Here is a 13418-nt window from a genome sequence, read left to right on the forward strand (position 1 = left end):
AGTGGGGTTAAGAGCAGGTCAGCCCGGGTCGCCGCGCCGCTTGCGGTGCACCACCCAGCCGAAGTCGACGACCAGCGCGACCGCGAGCGCGCCGAGCAGCACCGCGAGCCACGTGAGGCCCGCGCGCCAGCACAGCACGGCGGCCACGCCGTTGAACACGACGCCGAACCCGGCCAGCCACAACCGCAGGGTCAACGCGCTGCGCGGCGGCGCCCGTGGCGGCAGGTCGTCGTCCGGGTGACCGGGTCCGGTCACGTCCGCCACTCCTCCTGCCAGCCGTGGTGGGTGTCGTAGGCGGCGGCGAGGAGCAGGAGCACGGACCGGTCGGACCCGCCCTCGACCTCCTCGCGCAGCCATCGCGCCTTCTCCTCGAACGGAACGGGCACGCGTTCGTCGGCGGTGCGCGCCTCACCGGGCACGATGAGCAGCTCACGGCCGTCGTCCGACCGCAGGACCGCCAGCCGTCCCCGGCGTTCGGCCTCGTCCAGCAGCGGCAGCTCCTCGCGCGCCAGCCGCTCGGCGTCCTCGTCCAGCCGGTCCAGCACGAACCGGCGCAGGTCCACGTCCGACAGGGTGTTCGGCTCCACGTCCATGCCCGGTGGGTATCCACTCCGGACCCGGCCACACGTCGTGGGCGTGCGGGTGATCGCGCCGGGAGGTAGGAATAGCTGATGACCAGCGCGTACGAGCCCGACCCACGGCGGTGGAAGGCGTTCACGGTCACGCTCGTCGCCGGGTTCATGAGCCTGCTCGACGTGAGCATCGTGTCCGTCGCCCTGCCGTCCATCCAGCACGGCCTCGGCACCACGCCGGCGGGCGTGCAGTGGGTCGTCTCGGGCTACGCGCTGGCGTTCGGCTTGGCCCTCGTGCCCGCTGGACGTCTCGGTGACGCCATCGGGAGACGGACCATGTTCCTGGTCGCGTTGGGCGCGTTCGTGCTGTTCAGCGCGTTGGCCGGGCTCGCGCCCACCACCGAGGTGCTGATCGTGGCGCGGCTCGCCCAGGGCATCTCGGCGGGCGCGCTGGCGCCGCAGAACTCGGCGTTGATCCAGCAGTTGTTCCGCGGTGCGGAACGCGGCCGGGCGTTCGGGTTCTTCGGCTCCACGGTCGGCATCTCGACTGCCGTCGGCCCGGTGGTCGGCGGCGTCCTCCTGGCGGTGGCGGGCGAGGACGAGGGTTGGCGGTGGATCTTCTACGTGAACGTGCCGATCGGCCTGGTGGCGCTGGTGCTGGCGGCCCGGCTGCTGCCCCGTGCCCGCGGCGGGCCCCGTGGCCACCTGGACCTGGTCGGCGCGGCGCTGCTGGGCACGGGCGTGCTGGCGGTGATGCTGCCGCTGGTGCTGGCCGAGGCGGGTGGGCTGGCGCGGTTGTGGTGGCTGTTCGGGCTCGGCGCGGCGCTGTTGGTGCTGTTCGTGAGGTGGGAGCGGCAGGTCGCCGCGCGTGGCCGAAGCCCGATGCTGGACATCGCCCTGTTCACCGGCACGCCCGGCTACGGCACGGGCGCGTTGCTGGGGATGGTGTACTTCGTCGGCTTCGCCGGGATCTGGCTGGTGTTCGCGCTGTACTTCCAGAACGGCCTGGGTTACACGCCGTTGCAGTCGGGGCTGGCCGTGACGCCGTTCGCGGTCGGGTCGGCGGCGTCCGCGGTGACCGGTGGGCGGATGGTCGAGAAGTGGGGGCGCAAGCTGACCGTCACCGGGTTGTCCCTGGTGGTGGCCGGTCTCACGGTGACGGCCGTGGTGCTGCGGTTCGCGCCGCCGCACGTGGCGGGGTGGGCGGTCGCGCCCGCGCTGCTGGTGGCGGGCATCGGCGGCGGGTGGGTGATCTCGCCGAACACGACGCTGACGTTGCGGCACGTGCCGGTCTCGATGGCGGGAGCGGCCGGCGGGGCGTTGCAGACCGGGCAGCGCATCGGCTCGGCGATCGGCACGGCGGCGTTGACCGGTGTGTTCTACCTGGTGCTGACCTCGACCGGACGGGACTTCCCGATCGCGGTGTCGGTCGCGGTGGGCGGCGCGACCGTGGCCGTGGCGCTGGCCCTGGTGGTGGCGATCCTGGAGATGCGCGCCCGACCTCGTTGTCCGTCCGCTGTGGACGGTGCGGAGGAGGCGATCCCGGACGCGCCGTGAGCTGTGCCGACCCGTGCGGTCGGGGCACGATGGCGGGATGGACCTGCTACCGCTGACCGAACAGCTGCTGGGCATCCGTTCGACGGCCGACCGCCCGGACGACCTGCGCCGGGCGTTGGACTTCGTGCTGGACGTGGTCGGACCCGGTTTCACCGTCGAGCGGTTCGAGGCGGGCGGCAAGCCGAGCGCGCTCGTCTACCCGGGTGAACGCCGGCCGCACTTCCGGGTGATCTTCAACGCTCACCTGGACGTGGTGCCGGGCGCGGACGAGCAGTTCCGGCCACGCCGGGACGGCGACCGGCTCATCGGCCGCGGCGCGCAGGACATGAAGCTGTCCGCGCTGGTGCTGGCGTCGGTGTTCCGGGACCTGGCCGGACGGCTCCCGTACCCGATCGGGCTCCAGCTCGTGACCGACGAGGAGGTCGGCGGGCGCGACGGCACGCTGCACCAGTTGGAGCAGGGCGTGACGGGGTCGTTCGTGGTGATCGGGGAGCACAGCGCGCTGCGCGTCGTGGCCGAGTCGAAGGGGCTCGTCACCGTGCGGCTGCACGCGGTGGGACGTGCGGCGCACAGCGCGTACCAGTGGCTCGGCGACAACGCGTTGGTGAAGGTGATGCGCGCGGTGGACGGAGTGCTCGCCGCGTACCCGGTGGCGGGGGAGGAGGAGTGGCGGACCACGGTGAACGTCGCCCGGATCTCGTCGGGGAACGAGGCGCTCAACCAGGTGCCCGCGGACGCGACCGCGTGGCTGGACGTCCGGTTCCCGCCCGAGGACGCCGACTTCACCGGCCGCACGCGGGAGGAGGTCGCCGCCCACTTCACCGCGCTGTGCCCGCCCGGCGTCACGGCCTCGGTCGACCACCTCGAACCGCCGCACCGGGCCGATCCGGACGGGCCGGACCTGCTGGCGTTGCAGCGTGCCGCCCGGGACCAGGGGTACTCGGGCGACCTGCTGCGCAAGCACGGCGCGGCCGACTCGCGGTTCTACTTCCAGCACGGCATCGAGGCGGTGATCTTCGGCGTCGGTGGCGACGGGCAGCACGGGCCGGACGAGCACGCCGACCTGACCACCGTCGAGCCGTACCGGCGGGCGCTGGTCGCGTTCCTGGAGGGCATTGCCTAACGTGTAACCCAGTGGTTACGCTTCAGGGGTGGACGACGTGGCGGGTGCGATCGCCGACCCCGTGCGGCGGGAGATCCTGGAGATGCTGCGTGCCGACGCGCGGCTGTCGGCCGGGCAGATCGCCGAGCGGTTCGCGATCAGCCGTCCGGCGGTGAGCCGGCACCTGCGGGTGTTGCGGGAGAGCGGGCTGGTGCGCGACGAGCTGGTGGGCCGACAGCGGTTCTACGTGCTGGACGCCTCCCGGCTGACGCCGCTCGCGCGGTGGCTGGCCGGGTTCGACGTGCCCGACCGGTCCTCGGGGTGGGCACACCACCTCGACGCGCTGGAAACCGAGGTCTACCGCACCCGGCGGGAACGCCACACCGGCCGGCCTGGTGCGGACGGGCCACCGGCCGACCAGCCGACCGGCGTTGGACTGCCTGCCGACCGGCCGCGCGCCGGCCGCTCACCCGCTGATCGGCTGCGCGTCGACCAACCGTCCGCCGAAGAATCCCCTGCCGATGACTCGAAGGAGCACACCGCATGACCCCGATCCCCACCGGCCGTCTGTTCCGCACCGACGCGGGCAGCGACCTGGTGCTCACCCGGACGTTCCGCGCGCTCGCCGACGACGTGTGGGCGAGCCTGACCGAAGCCGAGCGCACCGCCCGGTGGTTCGGCCCGTGGGAGGGCGAGGCCGCGCCGGGCCGCACGGTGAAGGTGCAGATGGTGTTCGAGGAGCAGGAGCCGTGGATGGAGGTCCGCGTCGACGCCTGCGACCCGCCCCGGCGGCTGGCGCTGTCGATGGTGGACGAGGCGGGCACGTGGCTGCTGGAGCTGCTGCTGTCCGAAGTGGACGGTGTGACCGAGCTGCGCCTCGTGCACCACCTGTCGACCGAGGAGGGGATGGGCGAGGTCGGCCCGGGGTGGGAGTACTACCTCGACATGTTGGTCGCCTCCCGCGCCGGCGCACCCCTGCCCCGCTTCGACGACTACTACCCGTCCCAGAAGGAGTACTTCGAGGGCCTGGCCACGGCCGACTGACGTTCCCGCCGTCAGCTCTCCCCGGTGGTCACCTCCCCGGTGTTCACCACGCAGAACACGTTGCCCTCGGTGTCGGCCAGCACCACGAAGTCGGCTCCCGGCGGGTAGGTCCACGGCACGCGCACGGCGCCCAGCCCGATCAGCCGCTCGACCTCGGCCCGCAGTTCGGCCTCGCCGGCGACGTGCAGGTCGAGGTGCGTGCGGTCGTCCTCGTCCAGCGTGATGGTGGGCCCGTTGCCGTCCTTCGGTGCCAGGACCGGGCTCTCCTCGCCGATCGGGCCGTTGACCAGGTCGTAACCGAGGGTTCGGGTCCAGAACTCCGCCGCTCGGCGGACGTCCGAGACTGTCAGGACCACGCTTCCGATGTGTGCCACCGGCCCATTGTCGGTGATGGCGTCAGTCGGGGATGCGCGCGGTGACCTTGGCCTGGAAGTCCGGGCACCGGGCGATGTCCTCGGCGTCGCAGCCCATCGCGTGTTCCAGCACCGACAACGACGCCTGGAGCGCGGCGATCCGCTCGTCCCGCCCGGCGGCGTGGTGCTCGACGTCGGCACCGGTCCCGGGCGGCTCCTGCACGCGGTGGCGGCCCGACGTGCGGACCTGGTGCTGGGTGGTGTCGACCTGTCCGCCGACATGATGGCCATCGCCGGCTCTCGTGCGGGGGCTTGGTCGTCGCGCATCACGTTCCAGGTCGCCGATGTGGCGTCGCTGCCGTACCCGGACGACAGCGTGGACGTGATCGTCTCGACGTTGAGCATGCACGAGTGGCCGGACCAGCGTCGTGCGGTGGCCGAGCTGGGGCGCGTGCTGCGGCCCGGCGGCGTCCTGGCGGTGTACGACTTCCGCTTCGCCCGGCTCGATCGCGAGTCGTTCTCAGGGTTCGTTGACGTCCACCGCGTCGCCGTGCGCCCGAAGCGGTGGCCGGTCGCACTGTTCACCAAGATCACCGCTTCGGTGGGGTGACTCGATTCTTGTCACTCGATCGAGGGGTTCCGTGACGTCCCGGATTCGCCTGCTTTCCGGTGGGCGGCCTGCACTGCTGCGGTGAAGCGCGGTTGTCCTTGGCATGCCTTTGAGCTGCGTATTTGAGCGGGTGCGAGTACGGTCGGCTGACGCAGCGGGTTGAGTCAGCAGCCACTGCCTTCTTCACCCCCTGAGGAGGCTGCGGACCGTGATTACCGAACCTTTCGGCCACTCGTTCAGGGTGGACCGCCAAGTGCACGGCTATGCCGTCGTGGTGCGCGTCGCCGGCGAGGTCGACGCGATGACCGTCCGCGAGCTGAAACACGAGATCGCGATCGGCCTGGCCCTGGCCACCCCACCCGCCCCGGTCGTGGTCGATCTCAGCGAGGTGGACTTCTTCGCCGCCGCGGGCCTGAACGAACTCCACCGCGGTCACTTGGCGGCCAAGGCGGCAGGCGTGCAACTGCGCGTGGTCGCCAGCCACCGCCACGTCCTGCGACCGTTCGAGATCAGCGGCCTGGACCAGGAGATCACGCCGTGCCCGACACTGGCCGAAGCGTTGATGGTCCGCACACCCAACGACGTCCGCCGCTTCGCCCTACCCGCCACCTGACCCACCTGCCCCTCACCGCCCACTCTGCCCAGGAGACGGCTGCCGCGACTCAAAGCCATCGGCCTGCCCGCGACGGGCGAGGTCCTCACGGCCGAGAACAACGGCGGCGAAATGCCGAACACGATCCTCACACCCTCCTGTCGCACATTCTCGCTTCGGGAACGCTCCCAGCCCACCGCCCGTGGCTCCCGTCGAGTGGCAACCTCGTGACATCACTGCGGAGATCACGTGCCGACAACTGAATCGCTGATTAGGCGACGGAGTGTCTGAACCGTCAAGATTCGGGACGGGTGGGTGGTCAACCGTCCGCTCTGCATCGCGCGATGGCGGTGACTGCGGCAGGCAGTGCGACATTTCGGGCTCTGAGCGAGCGACGGCGTGAAGTACTGGCCGCGGTGCGCGCTCCGGTCGAGTGGGGATGTCCCGCGCCCTGCGGTCAAGCGTTCGGAGCTGGCCGGTTGGGCGAAATACAGCTACTGCCGATCGCACTCCCGCTGGTTCTGAGGGCAGTGCCGCACTGGGTTCGCACGCCGGCCGGGTTACCGATCGCCTGGGCATCGGCTCAACGGTGGGCGGTGGGTGGGTTAGCCCAGGGTGCTCGCGTAGGCCAGGGCGGTGAGGCCGGGGATGGTGGTGAGAGTGAGGAGGAGTGATCTGCGGCTGGGGCGGGGGCCGTTGAACGCTTGGCGGAGGCCGGTGGGGAGGAAGGCGGCGCACAGGCCCGCTACCGCGATCACCGAAGTGATCTCGGTGCCCTTCAGCACGCCCAACGGGAGCAGGCACATCAAGGCCAGGGCGACGGCGCGAACGGGGCCCAGGACGCGGCTGCGGTAGGCGGCGAAGGCCAGCACCGGCCAGCCGAAGAAAATGGTGAACGAGAGGAAGCTGAACAGGTGTAAGTCCTGATAGGACTGGCTGACCAGGTCGGTGGCGAACGTCGCGCCCCGCTGTCGGACCAAGCCGTGGGCGGCTTGGTTGATACCCGCGTGGAACGTGCGTTCGAATAGGCCCACGAGCACCAGGGCGGCACTCCAGGTAGCCAATGCCGGGCGCGTTTGCCCGATCCGGTGGGCCAACGCGAGCACCGCGGGAGCGAGCAGCACGGTCCCGGCGATCACCAAGGTGTGCGCTGCGGTCATCCGGGCAGGTTGCTCCGCCACGGCGACCAACTGCTGCGGGAAGAAGTAGTGGAACGGCCACCGCAGCAGCGTTCCCGCGAGCAACAGCACGGGGCCGAGGATCATCGCGGCGGCTCCTGGCCACCGACCGGGGAAGGTGTAGGTCATGGCGTAGACGATCCCAAGGGGTGACTTGGGGGACATCGGTCCACGGTCCGGAGTTCGGGGTCAGACCGGGGTCCTATGCCGCCGCACGAACGGTCGGTCGGACACCGCCACCACCGCCACGTCGCCGATCGGCCCCACCGCACACAGCACCACGTCGAGTGCCCGCGCGTCTCCCACCACAGGGCACGCCGTCGAGCGATTACCCGGCCAATGCGGCGCCACCAACGCGTCGGCCGGATCCGCACGCTTCGCGAGTGATCAACTACGAGTGGCGCGGCCTGTTCGGGAACCCCGAGATGCGCGAGCCGCCGGCTGCGAGTGGCTGCACGTCGACTTCGACGACCACCTCGAGAGGTTCTACTTCGACGGCTGCGGGTTCCGGCCGACCAGGGCGGGCCTCATCGCTCTCTGATCGACCGGGGGCCACCGCGTGTAGGACGCGCCGGTGCGGGTAGTCGGCGGAAGACTGCCGACAAGGAGGAGCACGTGGACGCGTTCAAGCCGGCCAAGGTCGTGAAGGAAGCTCTCGACAAGGCCGCCGAGAAGGTCGCCGACCTGGCCACGCCGCCGGTGCCCGGCACGCCGGGCAGCGCGCCGCCCCCGCTGGACCCGCCGGACGAGCCGCAGGGGCCGCTGCCGCGCAAGCCGGACCAGGCGTCGCCCCAGACGCGGACCGCGACCGGCGCGGAGACCGGCGCCCCGGCGGACGCGCGTGAGCAGCAGGGCGAGTACCTGACCACGTCGACGGGCACGCGCCTGTACGACACCGACCACTCGCTCAAGGCCGGTGCGCGCGGACCGACACTGCTGCAGGACCACCACCTGCGCGAGAAGATCACCCACTTCGACCACGAGCGCATCCCCGAACGGGTGGTGCACGCCCGAGGTGCCGCCGTGCACGGTGTCTTCGTCGGCTACGGCAACGCCACGAACGTGTGCAAAGCCGGTTTCCTGGCTGAAGGCGTGACCACCCCGGTGTTCACCCGGTTCTCCACGGTCGTGGGTTCACGCGGCTCGGCCGACACGGTGCGTGACACGCGCGGCTTCGCCACGAAGTTCTACACCGCCGAGGGGACCTTCGACCTGGTCGCCAACAACATCCCGGTGTTCTTCATCCAGGACGGCATCAAGTTCCCGGACATCATCCACGCCGCCAAGCCGCACCCGGACCGCGAGATCCCCCAGGCGCAGAGCGCGCACGACACGTTCTGGGACTTCGTCTCCACCCACACCGAGGCCACTCACCACGTCATGTGGCAGATGTCCGACCGGGGCGTGCCGCGGTCCTACCGGATGATGGAGGGCTTCGGCGTCCACACGTTCCGGCTGGTCAACGCCGAAGGGCGGACGTCGCTGGCCAAGTTCCACTGGAAGCCGAAGCTCGGCGTGCACTCCCTGCTGTGGGAGGAGGCGCAGCTGATCGCGGGCGTCGACCCCGACTTCCACCGGCGCGACCTGTTCGACGCGATCGAGTCCGGCGCGTACCCGCAGTGGGAGCTGGGCATCCAGGTCTTCCCCGACACCCCCGAGCAGACCTTCGAGGGCATCGACCTGCTCGACTCGACCAAGATCGTGCCGGAGGAGCTGGCGCCGGTCCAGCCGATCGGCATGCTCACGCTCAACCGCAACACCACCAACTACTTCGCCGAGACCGAGCAGGTCGCCTTCCACCTCGGCCACCTGCCGCCCGGCATCGACGTGACCGACGACCCGCTGCTGCACGCGCGCCTGTTCTCCTACATCGACACGCAGCTCAGCAGGCTCGGCGGGCCGAACTTCAACCAGATCCCGATCAACCGGCCGCACGCCCCGGTCAACGACATGCTGCGCGACGGCTTCCACCAGCACGCCGTGCACAGCGGCGTGGCGCCGTACAAGCCGAACACCCTGGACGGCGGCTGCCCGTTCATGGCGGGCCTGGAGACCGGCGCGTACGTGGAGTTCCCGGCGCCGGTGGCCGAGGGGGTCAAGGAGCGCCGCGCGCCCGCGTCGTTCGCCGACCACTTCACCCAGCCCCGGCTGTTCTACCGGAGCCTGAGCCCGGTGGAGAAGGAGCACCTGGTGCGGGCGTTCACGTTCGAGCTGGGCAAGTGCTACGAGCAGGCCGTCAAGGAGCGCGAGCTGCGCGTGCTCGCCAACGTGGACGCCGAGCTGTGCGCCCTGGTGGCCGCCGGTCTCGGACTGCCCGTGCCGGCCGCCGCCGAGCCCGCCGTCGAGGTCACGCCGAGCCCGGCGTTGTCGCAGGTCGGTCAGGTGTGGCCGCCGGACGGCAGGCTGATCGGCATCGTCGTGGACGCGGACGACCCGGCGAGCCTGGACGGCCTGCACACCCTGCGCCAGACGATCAGCGCGGCGGGCATGGTCCCGCTGGTCATCGCCGCGCGCGGTGGTCAGCTGGACGAGGGCCTGGTGGCGCAGAGGACGTTCCTCACCGCCCGCTCGATCGAGTTCGACGCGCTGCTGGTGGCCGCCGCGCCGCCGCCCGCCCCGGACGCGATCCCCGCCCGGGACGACAAGGCCGGCGCGCCCGGCGTGGCCGTCGACCCGCGCGTGGTGCTGATGGTCCAGGAGTGCTACCGGCACGCCAAGGTGATCGGCGTGTGGGGCAACGGCGAGGCCGCGCTGGTGGAGGCCGGGTGCTCGGCCGGTGACCTGGGCATCGTGGTCGGCGAGACCCCGGCGGACGTGTTCACCGAGGTGCAGTCGCTGCTCGGCGCGCACCGGGTGTGGGACAGGTTCCCCGCGACCATCGCCTGACCCGACGACGACCGGCCGCGGACGGGTGTCCGCGGCCGGTCTTTCACATCAGCACAAGCACAGCGAGTAGTTCGCCTGGTACGTCGTCGCGGTCGCGGGCGCGGTCACGTTGTGCGTCTGCGCCCCGCCGTCCGACCAGCTGCCGTACCGGTAGCGGAAGATCAGCGCGCCGCCTTGCGGGCTCGGCGCGCTGACCGAGTTGTTCGATCCGGCGATCACCGTCCGGGTGAACGGTGTGGTCGACGCCGTGCCGCCGACGCTGAGCTGCAAACCGCTCGGGTTCGACGTGAACGTCAGCGCGACCGTGCGCGGGTCGAGCTTCGTCGTGGTGCTCTTGGTGCGCCCCGACGAGTCCGTGGCGGTCAGCGTGAGGTCCAGGTACGACGGGTACTCGTGGTCGGGCGCGATGAACGAGCCCGACGCCACGCCCGCCCAGTTCTGCACCACGTGCTCGTGGCACGAGCCGCCGGTCGCGCAGTGCTGGATGCTCAGCTTCCAGCTCAACGCGGACGCGGGCAGCGCGCCGTCCTGCGGGTCGGTCGCGTGGCCCGCGAACGGCACCTGCTGACCCACCGACCAGTTCAACGGCGAGGTCGGCGTGTCGATCACCGGCACGGGGTCCTCCGCGACCGGTGTGCCGACCGTGACGGTCACCGAGGCGGTGCCCGACGCGCCGGACTGGTCGGTCACCCTCAGCCTGACCGTGACCGCTCCCTGGGCGGTGTAGGTGCGCGTCGGGGTGGCGGAGGTGGAGTCGTCGTACTGGCCGTCGCCGTCGAGGTCCCACGCGTAGCTCACCGTGTCACCGGGGTCCGGGTCGGTCGAGCCGGTCCCGCTGAACTGCACGGCCAGCGGCGCGGCCCCGGACTGCGGGGTGGCCGTGGCGACGGCGGTCGGCGCCTGGTTGCCGGTCGGGTAGGCGACCCGGCGCAGCTGGCCCGCGCCCAGCGCGAGGTAGAACAGGTCGCCGCCGGGGCCGGTGGTGATCTGCACCGGGACGTTCACCCCGGTGACGAACGGCACCAGCTTCGCCGGGTCCGGCAGGCCCGCGGTGGTCTGCATGGCCCAGATGCAGCCGCGCGAGCTGTCGGCGAAGAACAGCGCGCCGTCGTAGGCGGGCGGGTAGTTGCTGCCGGACTCGAACGCGATGCCGGAGATCGACGAACCGCCGGTGGGGCACGGGTCGGTCGCCACGACCTTCGCCGAGTGGCTGTAGGCGTAGTACGGCGTGGTCTGGCCCGCTCCCGTGTACAAGGACTCGCACAGGGTCAGGTTCGCGCCGTCGTAGCCGCCTTGGCGCGCCGAACCCTCGTAGCAGGGCCAGCCGAAGTTCTCCGCCGTCGCGTCGTTCACGTCGGGGATCCGGTTGACCTCCTCCCAGGTGTTCCAGCCGACGTCGCCCGCCCACAGCTCCTCGGTGCCGGGGCGGAACGCGAAGCGGAACTCGTTGCGGAAGCCGTGGGCGATGATCCGCCGGGCGTTGGCGTCGGCGCTGCCCGCGAACGGGTTGCCGGGCAGGCCCGCGCCCGTGTCGGGGTCGATGCGGATGATCGAGCCGTCGAGGCTGACCGGCTCGCCTGCCGGACGGCGGATCGACTGCGAGCGCAGTGCGCCGCCACGCGCGGTCGGCGAGGTGAGGTTCGTGCCCGCGGGCGACGGCGGGTCGGCGCACGGGTTGCCGACCTGGCCGTAGTCGGTGAAGTTGAAGCTCGCGCCGTCACCGCCGCCGACGTAGAGGCCGCCGTCGGGACCGAAGACGACCGTGCCGATGGAGTGGCTCGGGTACTGCTGGCACCAGTCGGTGACGAGCGGCTGCTCGGCGGTCATCGTGCCGCCGGCGCCCACCGTCAGCTTGGAGACCCGGCCGGTCACCACGCAGCCCTGGTCGGTGGCGCCGGGCGGGGTCGGGCACTGGTCGCCCCAGCGCGGGTGCGTGCCGCCGGGCACGGCGTCGTAGGTGTAGGCGACGTAGACGTACGGGCGCGTCGGGAACTGCGGGTCGACGGCCATGCCGAGCAGACCGCGGTCCCAGAAGTCCTGGGTCTGCGGGCGTAGGTCGGCGAACACGGTCGCGGTGGTGTCGGCGACCGAGTCGAAGACCTTGATCAGGCCGCTCTTCTCGGCGATGAACACGCGGCCGTCCGGCGCGAACGAGACGGCGGTGGGGGCGGTGAGGCCACCGATGGCGAGGGTGTCGGTGAAGCCGGCCGGCACGGCGGCGGAGGCCGTCGGCGGGAGCGCCACCGTGGTGGCGGCGACCACGAGGGCCGCGGCGGCCACGGCGGTCACGCGTCTCGAGCGCGGCTGGAATTGTGCGCGGCGGAGTAATTGCATAGCCCGATTTGGTCCCTTCGTGACACTTTTGGGTGAGCACGGAAGGGTGACATGCGGCTGCCGATTACGCACTGTTTTGACGGGCCGGTATTGGAGGTACCGCGCGGTCTCATCCGAGCGGACTATCGATCACCCCGATAAATCGGCCCAGGGCTGGTCCGTCCGGCGTACGCGCTTTCGGCGTTCAGTCGATCACGGCGTTCAGTCGAGCGCGGCGTCGCGCTCGGTCCGTCCCCGGGTCAGGAGGAACCCGGCCACCGCGGCGAGCGGGAACATCACCACCGCGTAGACGGCGGCGGGCACGGCCAGCCGCTCGCTGCCGAGCACGCTCACCGCCACCGTGATCGCCAGGGTGCTGTTGTGCACGCCGACCTCGAACGCCGACGCGATCGCCTGCCGGTGGCCGATCTTGCCCAGCCGGGGGAGCAGGTAGCCGACGGTGAGGCTGAACGCGCAGAACACCGCGCTCACCAACCCGACGGCGGCCATGTACTCGGCGGTGTTCTCGATCTCGGCGACGATCGTGCCGACGATCACGACCACCAGCACCACGCCCGAGACGATGCGCACCGGCCGGTCCGCGCGGTCGGCGAACGTCGCGGACGCGCGGCGCACCGCCATGCCGAGCACCACCGGCACCAGCACGAGCGCGAACACCTGCACCACCTTGCCGAACTCCAGCCCGACCACGCCGTCCGCGGTCGGCTCGAAGTAGTCCAGGGCGAAGTTCACCACCAGCGGCAGCGTGATCGCCGCCACCACGGAGTTCACTGCGGTCAACGTGATGTTCAGCGCGACGTCGCCGCGGAAGAGGTGGCTGAACAGGTTCGCCGTCGTGCCACCGGGAGAAGCGGCGAGCAGCATCATCCCGACCGCCAGCAGCGGGTCCAGGTCGAACGCCAGCACCAGTCCGAAGCACACCACCGGCAGCAGGACCAGCTGGGTGGCCAACGCGATCGCCACCGCGCGCGGCGTCCGCGCGACCCGGGCGAAGTCGGCGACCGTCAGCGACAGCCCGAGCCCGAACATGACCACGGCCAGCGCGATCGGGAGTCCGACGCTCGTCAGGGCGGAATCCACGGCGATCACCTGCGTCTCTGCGTCGAACCCGGAGCCGGAAGGGGAATCCTGCCCCACAACGGCGCGGATCGGGAGAGCCAATCTTGCGGTTCGGACCGCGATCGGCCGGT

At 71.2% G+C, this 13418-nt stretch carries 14 protein-coding genes and 1 pseudogene; 8 read left to right on the forward strand and 7 right to left on the reverse strand.

The window, feature by feature from the left end; genetic code table 11:
• Positions 1 to 18: 18 nt before the first annotated feature.
• Both ACQPYE_RS19235 and ACQPYE_RS19240 read right to left on the reverse strand, forming a co-directional pair.
• On the reverse strand, positions 19 to 255 hold the full coding sequence (locus ACQPYE_RS19235; RefSeq protein ID WP_498713015.1) for a DUF6343 family protein: 237 nt from the start codon (positions 253 to 255) through the stop codon (positions 19 to 21).
• Complete coding sequence (locus ACQPYE_RS19240; RefSeq protein WP_498713017.1) at positions 252 to 593, reverse strand: hypothetical protein; 342 nt, start codon at positions 591 to 593, stop codon at positions 252 to 254. The genes ACQPYE_RS19235 and ACQPYE_RS19240 overlap by 4 nt, the downstream gene beginning before the upstream one ends.
• A gap of 78 nt (positions 594 to 671) precedes the next feature.
• Between ACQPYE_RS19240 and ACQPYE_RS19245 the strand changes: the two genes are divergently transcribed.
• The 4 genes from ACQPYE_RS19245 to ACQPYE_RS19260 are packed head-to-tail and all read left to right on the forward strand — an operon-like array spanning position 672 to position 4275.
• Positions 672 to 2129 (forward strand): MFS transporter, encoded by a 1458-nt coding sequence (locus ACQPYE_RS19245; protein ID WP_498713019.1) that lies wholly within the window; start codon positions 672 to 674, stop codon positions 2127 to 2129.
• 37 nt (positions 2130 to 2166) lie between these two features.
• Positions 2167 to 3252, forward strand: a complete 1086-nt coding sequence (locus tag ACQPYE_RS19250) for a M20 family metallopeptidase (RefSeq protein WP_498713021.1) — start codon at positions 2167 to 2169, stop codon at positions 3250 to 3252.
• Positions 3253 to 3280: 28 nt separating this feature from the next.
• Positions 3281 to 3778 carry a metalloregulator ArsR/SmtB family transcription factor gene (locus ACQPYE_RS19255; protein ID WP_498713023.1) on the forward strand — a complete coding sequence of 166 codons (498 nt, stop codon included), beginning with the start codon at positions 3281 to 3283 and terminating at the stop codon, positions 3776 to 3778.
• Positions 3775 to 4275, forward strand: coding sequence for an SRPBCC family protein (locus ACQPYE_RS19260; RefSeq protein ID WP_498713026.1), 501 nt, complete (start codon positions 3775 to 3777; stop codon positions 4273 to 4275). Before ACQPYE_RS19255 ends, ACQPYE_RS19260 begins: the two co-directional genes overlap by 4 nt.
• Before the next feature lie 11 nt (positions 4276 to 4286).
• Here the strand turns inward: ACQPYE_RS19260 and ACQPYE_RS19265 are convergent, their stop codons facing one another.
• Positions 4287 to 4649 (reverse strand): VOC family protein, encoded by a 363-nt coding sequence (locus tag ACQPYE_RS19265; RefSeq protein WP_498713028.1) that lies wholly within the window; start codon positions 4647 to 4649, stop codon positions 4287 to 4289.
• A gap of 22 nt (positions 4650 to 4671) precedes the next feature.
• Positions 4672 to 4851 (reverse strand): hypothetical protein, encoded by a 180-nt coding sequence (locus ACQPYE_RS19270; RefSeq protein ID WP_498723098.1) that lies wholly within the window; start codon positions 4849 to 4851, stop codon positions 4672 to 4674.
• Here ACQPYE_RS19270 and ACQPYE_RS19275 point away from each other — a divergent pair.
• The 3 genes and pseudogenes from ACQPYE_RS19275 to ACQPYE_RS19285 all read left to right on the forward strand — a co-directional run.
• Positions 4774 to 5238, forward strand: coding sequence for a class I SAM-dependent methyltransferase (locus ACQPYE_RS19275; protein ID WP_498722947.1), 465 nt, complete (start codon positions 4774 to 4776; stop codon positions 5236 to 5238). The genes ACQPYE_RS19270 and ACQPYE_RS19275 overlap by 78 nt on opposite strands.
• A 208-nt stretch (positions 5239 to 5446) precedes the next feature.
• Positions 5447 to 5851, forward strand: a complete 405-nt coding sequence (locus tag ACQPYE_RS19280; RefSeq protein ID WP_498713030.1) for an STAS domain-containing protein — start codon at positions 5447 to 5449, stop codon at positions 5849 to 5851.
• 426 nt (positions 5852 to 6277) lie between these two features.
• Positions 6278 to 6414, forward strand: a pseudogene (locus ACQPYE_RS19285) (IS982 family transposase); the annotation flags it as partial.
• A 21-nt stretch (positions 6415 to 6435) separates the two neighbouring features.
• On the opposite strand, the gene ACQPYE_RS19290 reads toward ACQPYE_RS19285, so the two are convergent.
• Positions 6436 to 7137 (reverse strand): hypothetical protein, encoded by a 702-nt coding sequence (locus tag ACQPYE_RS19290; RefSeq protein ID WP_498713032.1) that lies wholly within the window; start codon positions 7135 to 7137, stop codon positions 6436 to 6438.
• Between the two features lie 486 nt (positions 7138 to 7623).
• On the opposite strand from ACQPYE_RS19290, the gene ACQPYE_RS19295 reads away from it, so the two are divergent.
• Positions 7624 to 9894 carry a catalase gene (locus ACQPYE_RS19295; RefSeq protein ID WP_498713034.1) on the forward strand — a complete coding sequence of 757 codons (2271 nt, stop codon included), beginning with the start codon at positions 7624 to 7626 and terminating at the stop codon, positions 9892 to 9894.
• A 48-nt stretch (positions 9895 to 9942) separates the two neighbouring features.
• Here the strand turns inward: ACQPYE_RS19295 and ACQPYE_RS19300 are convergent, their stop codons facing one another.
• Positions 9943 to 12228: a PQQ-dependent sugar dehydrogenase gene (locus tag ACQPYE_RS19300; protein WP_498713036.1), complete on the reverse strand. Its 2286-nt coding sequence runs from the start codon at positions 12226 to 12228 to the stop codon at positions 9943 to 9945.
• A 201-nt stretch (positions 12229 to 12429) separates the two neighbouring features.
• Complete coding sequence (locus tag ACQPYE_RS19305; protein WP_498713038.1) at positions 12430 to 13308, reverse strand: bile acid:sodium symporter family protein; 879 nt, start codon at positions 13306 to 13308, stop codon at positions 12430 to 12432.
• Positions 13309 to 13418 lie beyond the last annotated feature (110 nt).

Source organism: Actinosynnema sp. CA-299493 (genome assembly GCF_050946825.1).
Classification (GTDB): domain Bacteria; phylum Actinomycetota; class Actinomycetes; order Mycobacteriales; family Pseudonocardiaceae; genus Actinosynnema.

What these genes read in the sequence shown, in the direction of transcription:
- ACQPYE_RS19240 (WP_498713017.1), bottom strand. Translation starts at nt 593, where the DNA reads ATGGACGTGGAGCCGAACACCCTGTCGGACGTGGACCTGCGCCGGTTC.
- ACQPYE_RS19245 (WP_498713019.1), top strand. Translation starts at nt 672, where the DNA reads ATGACCAGCGCGTACGAGCCCGACCCACGGCGGTGGAAGGCGTTCACG.
- ACQPYE_RS19250 (WP_498713021.1), top strand. Translation starts at nt 2,167, where the DNA reads ATGGACCTGCTACCGCTGACCGAACAGCTGCTGGGCATCCGTTCGACG.
- ACQPYE_RS19260 (WP_498713026.1), top strand. Translation starts at nt 3,775, where the DNA reads ATGACCCCGATCCCCACCGGCCGTCTGTTCCGCACCGACGCGGGCAGC.
- ACQPYE_RS19290 (WP_498713032.1), bottom strand. Translation starts at nt 7,137, where the DNA reads ATGACCTACACCTTCCCCGGTCGGTGGCCAGGAGCCGCCGCGATGATC.
- ACQPYE_RS19300 (WP_498713036.1), bottom strand. Translation starts at nt 12,228, where the DNA reads ATGCAATTACTCCGCCGCGCACAATTCCAGCCGCGCTCGAGACGCGTG.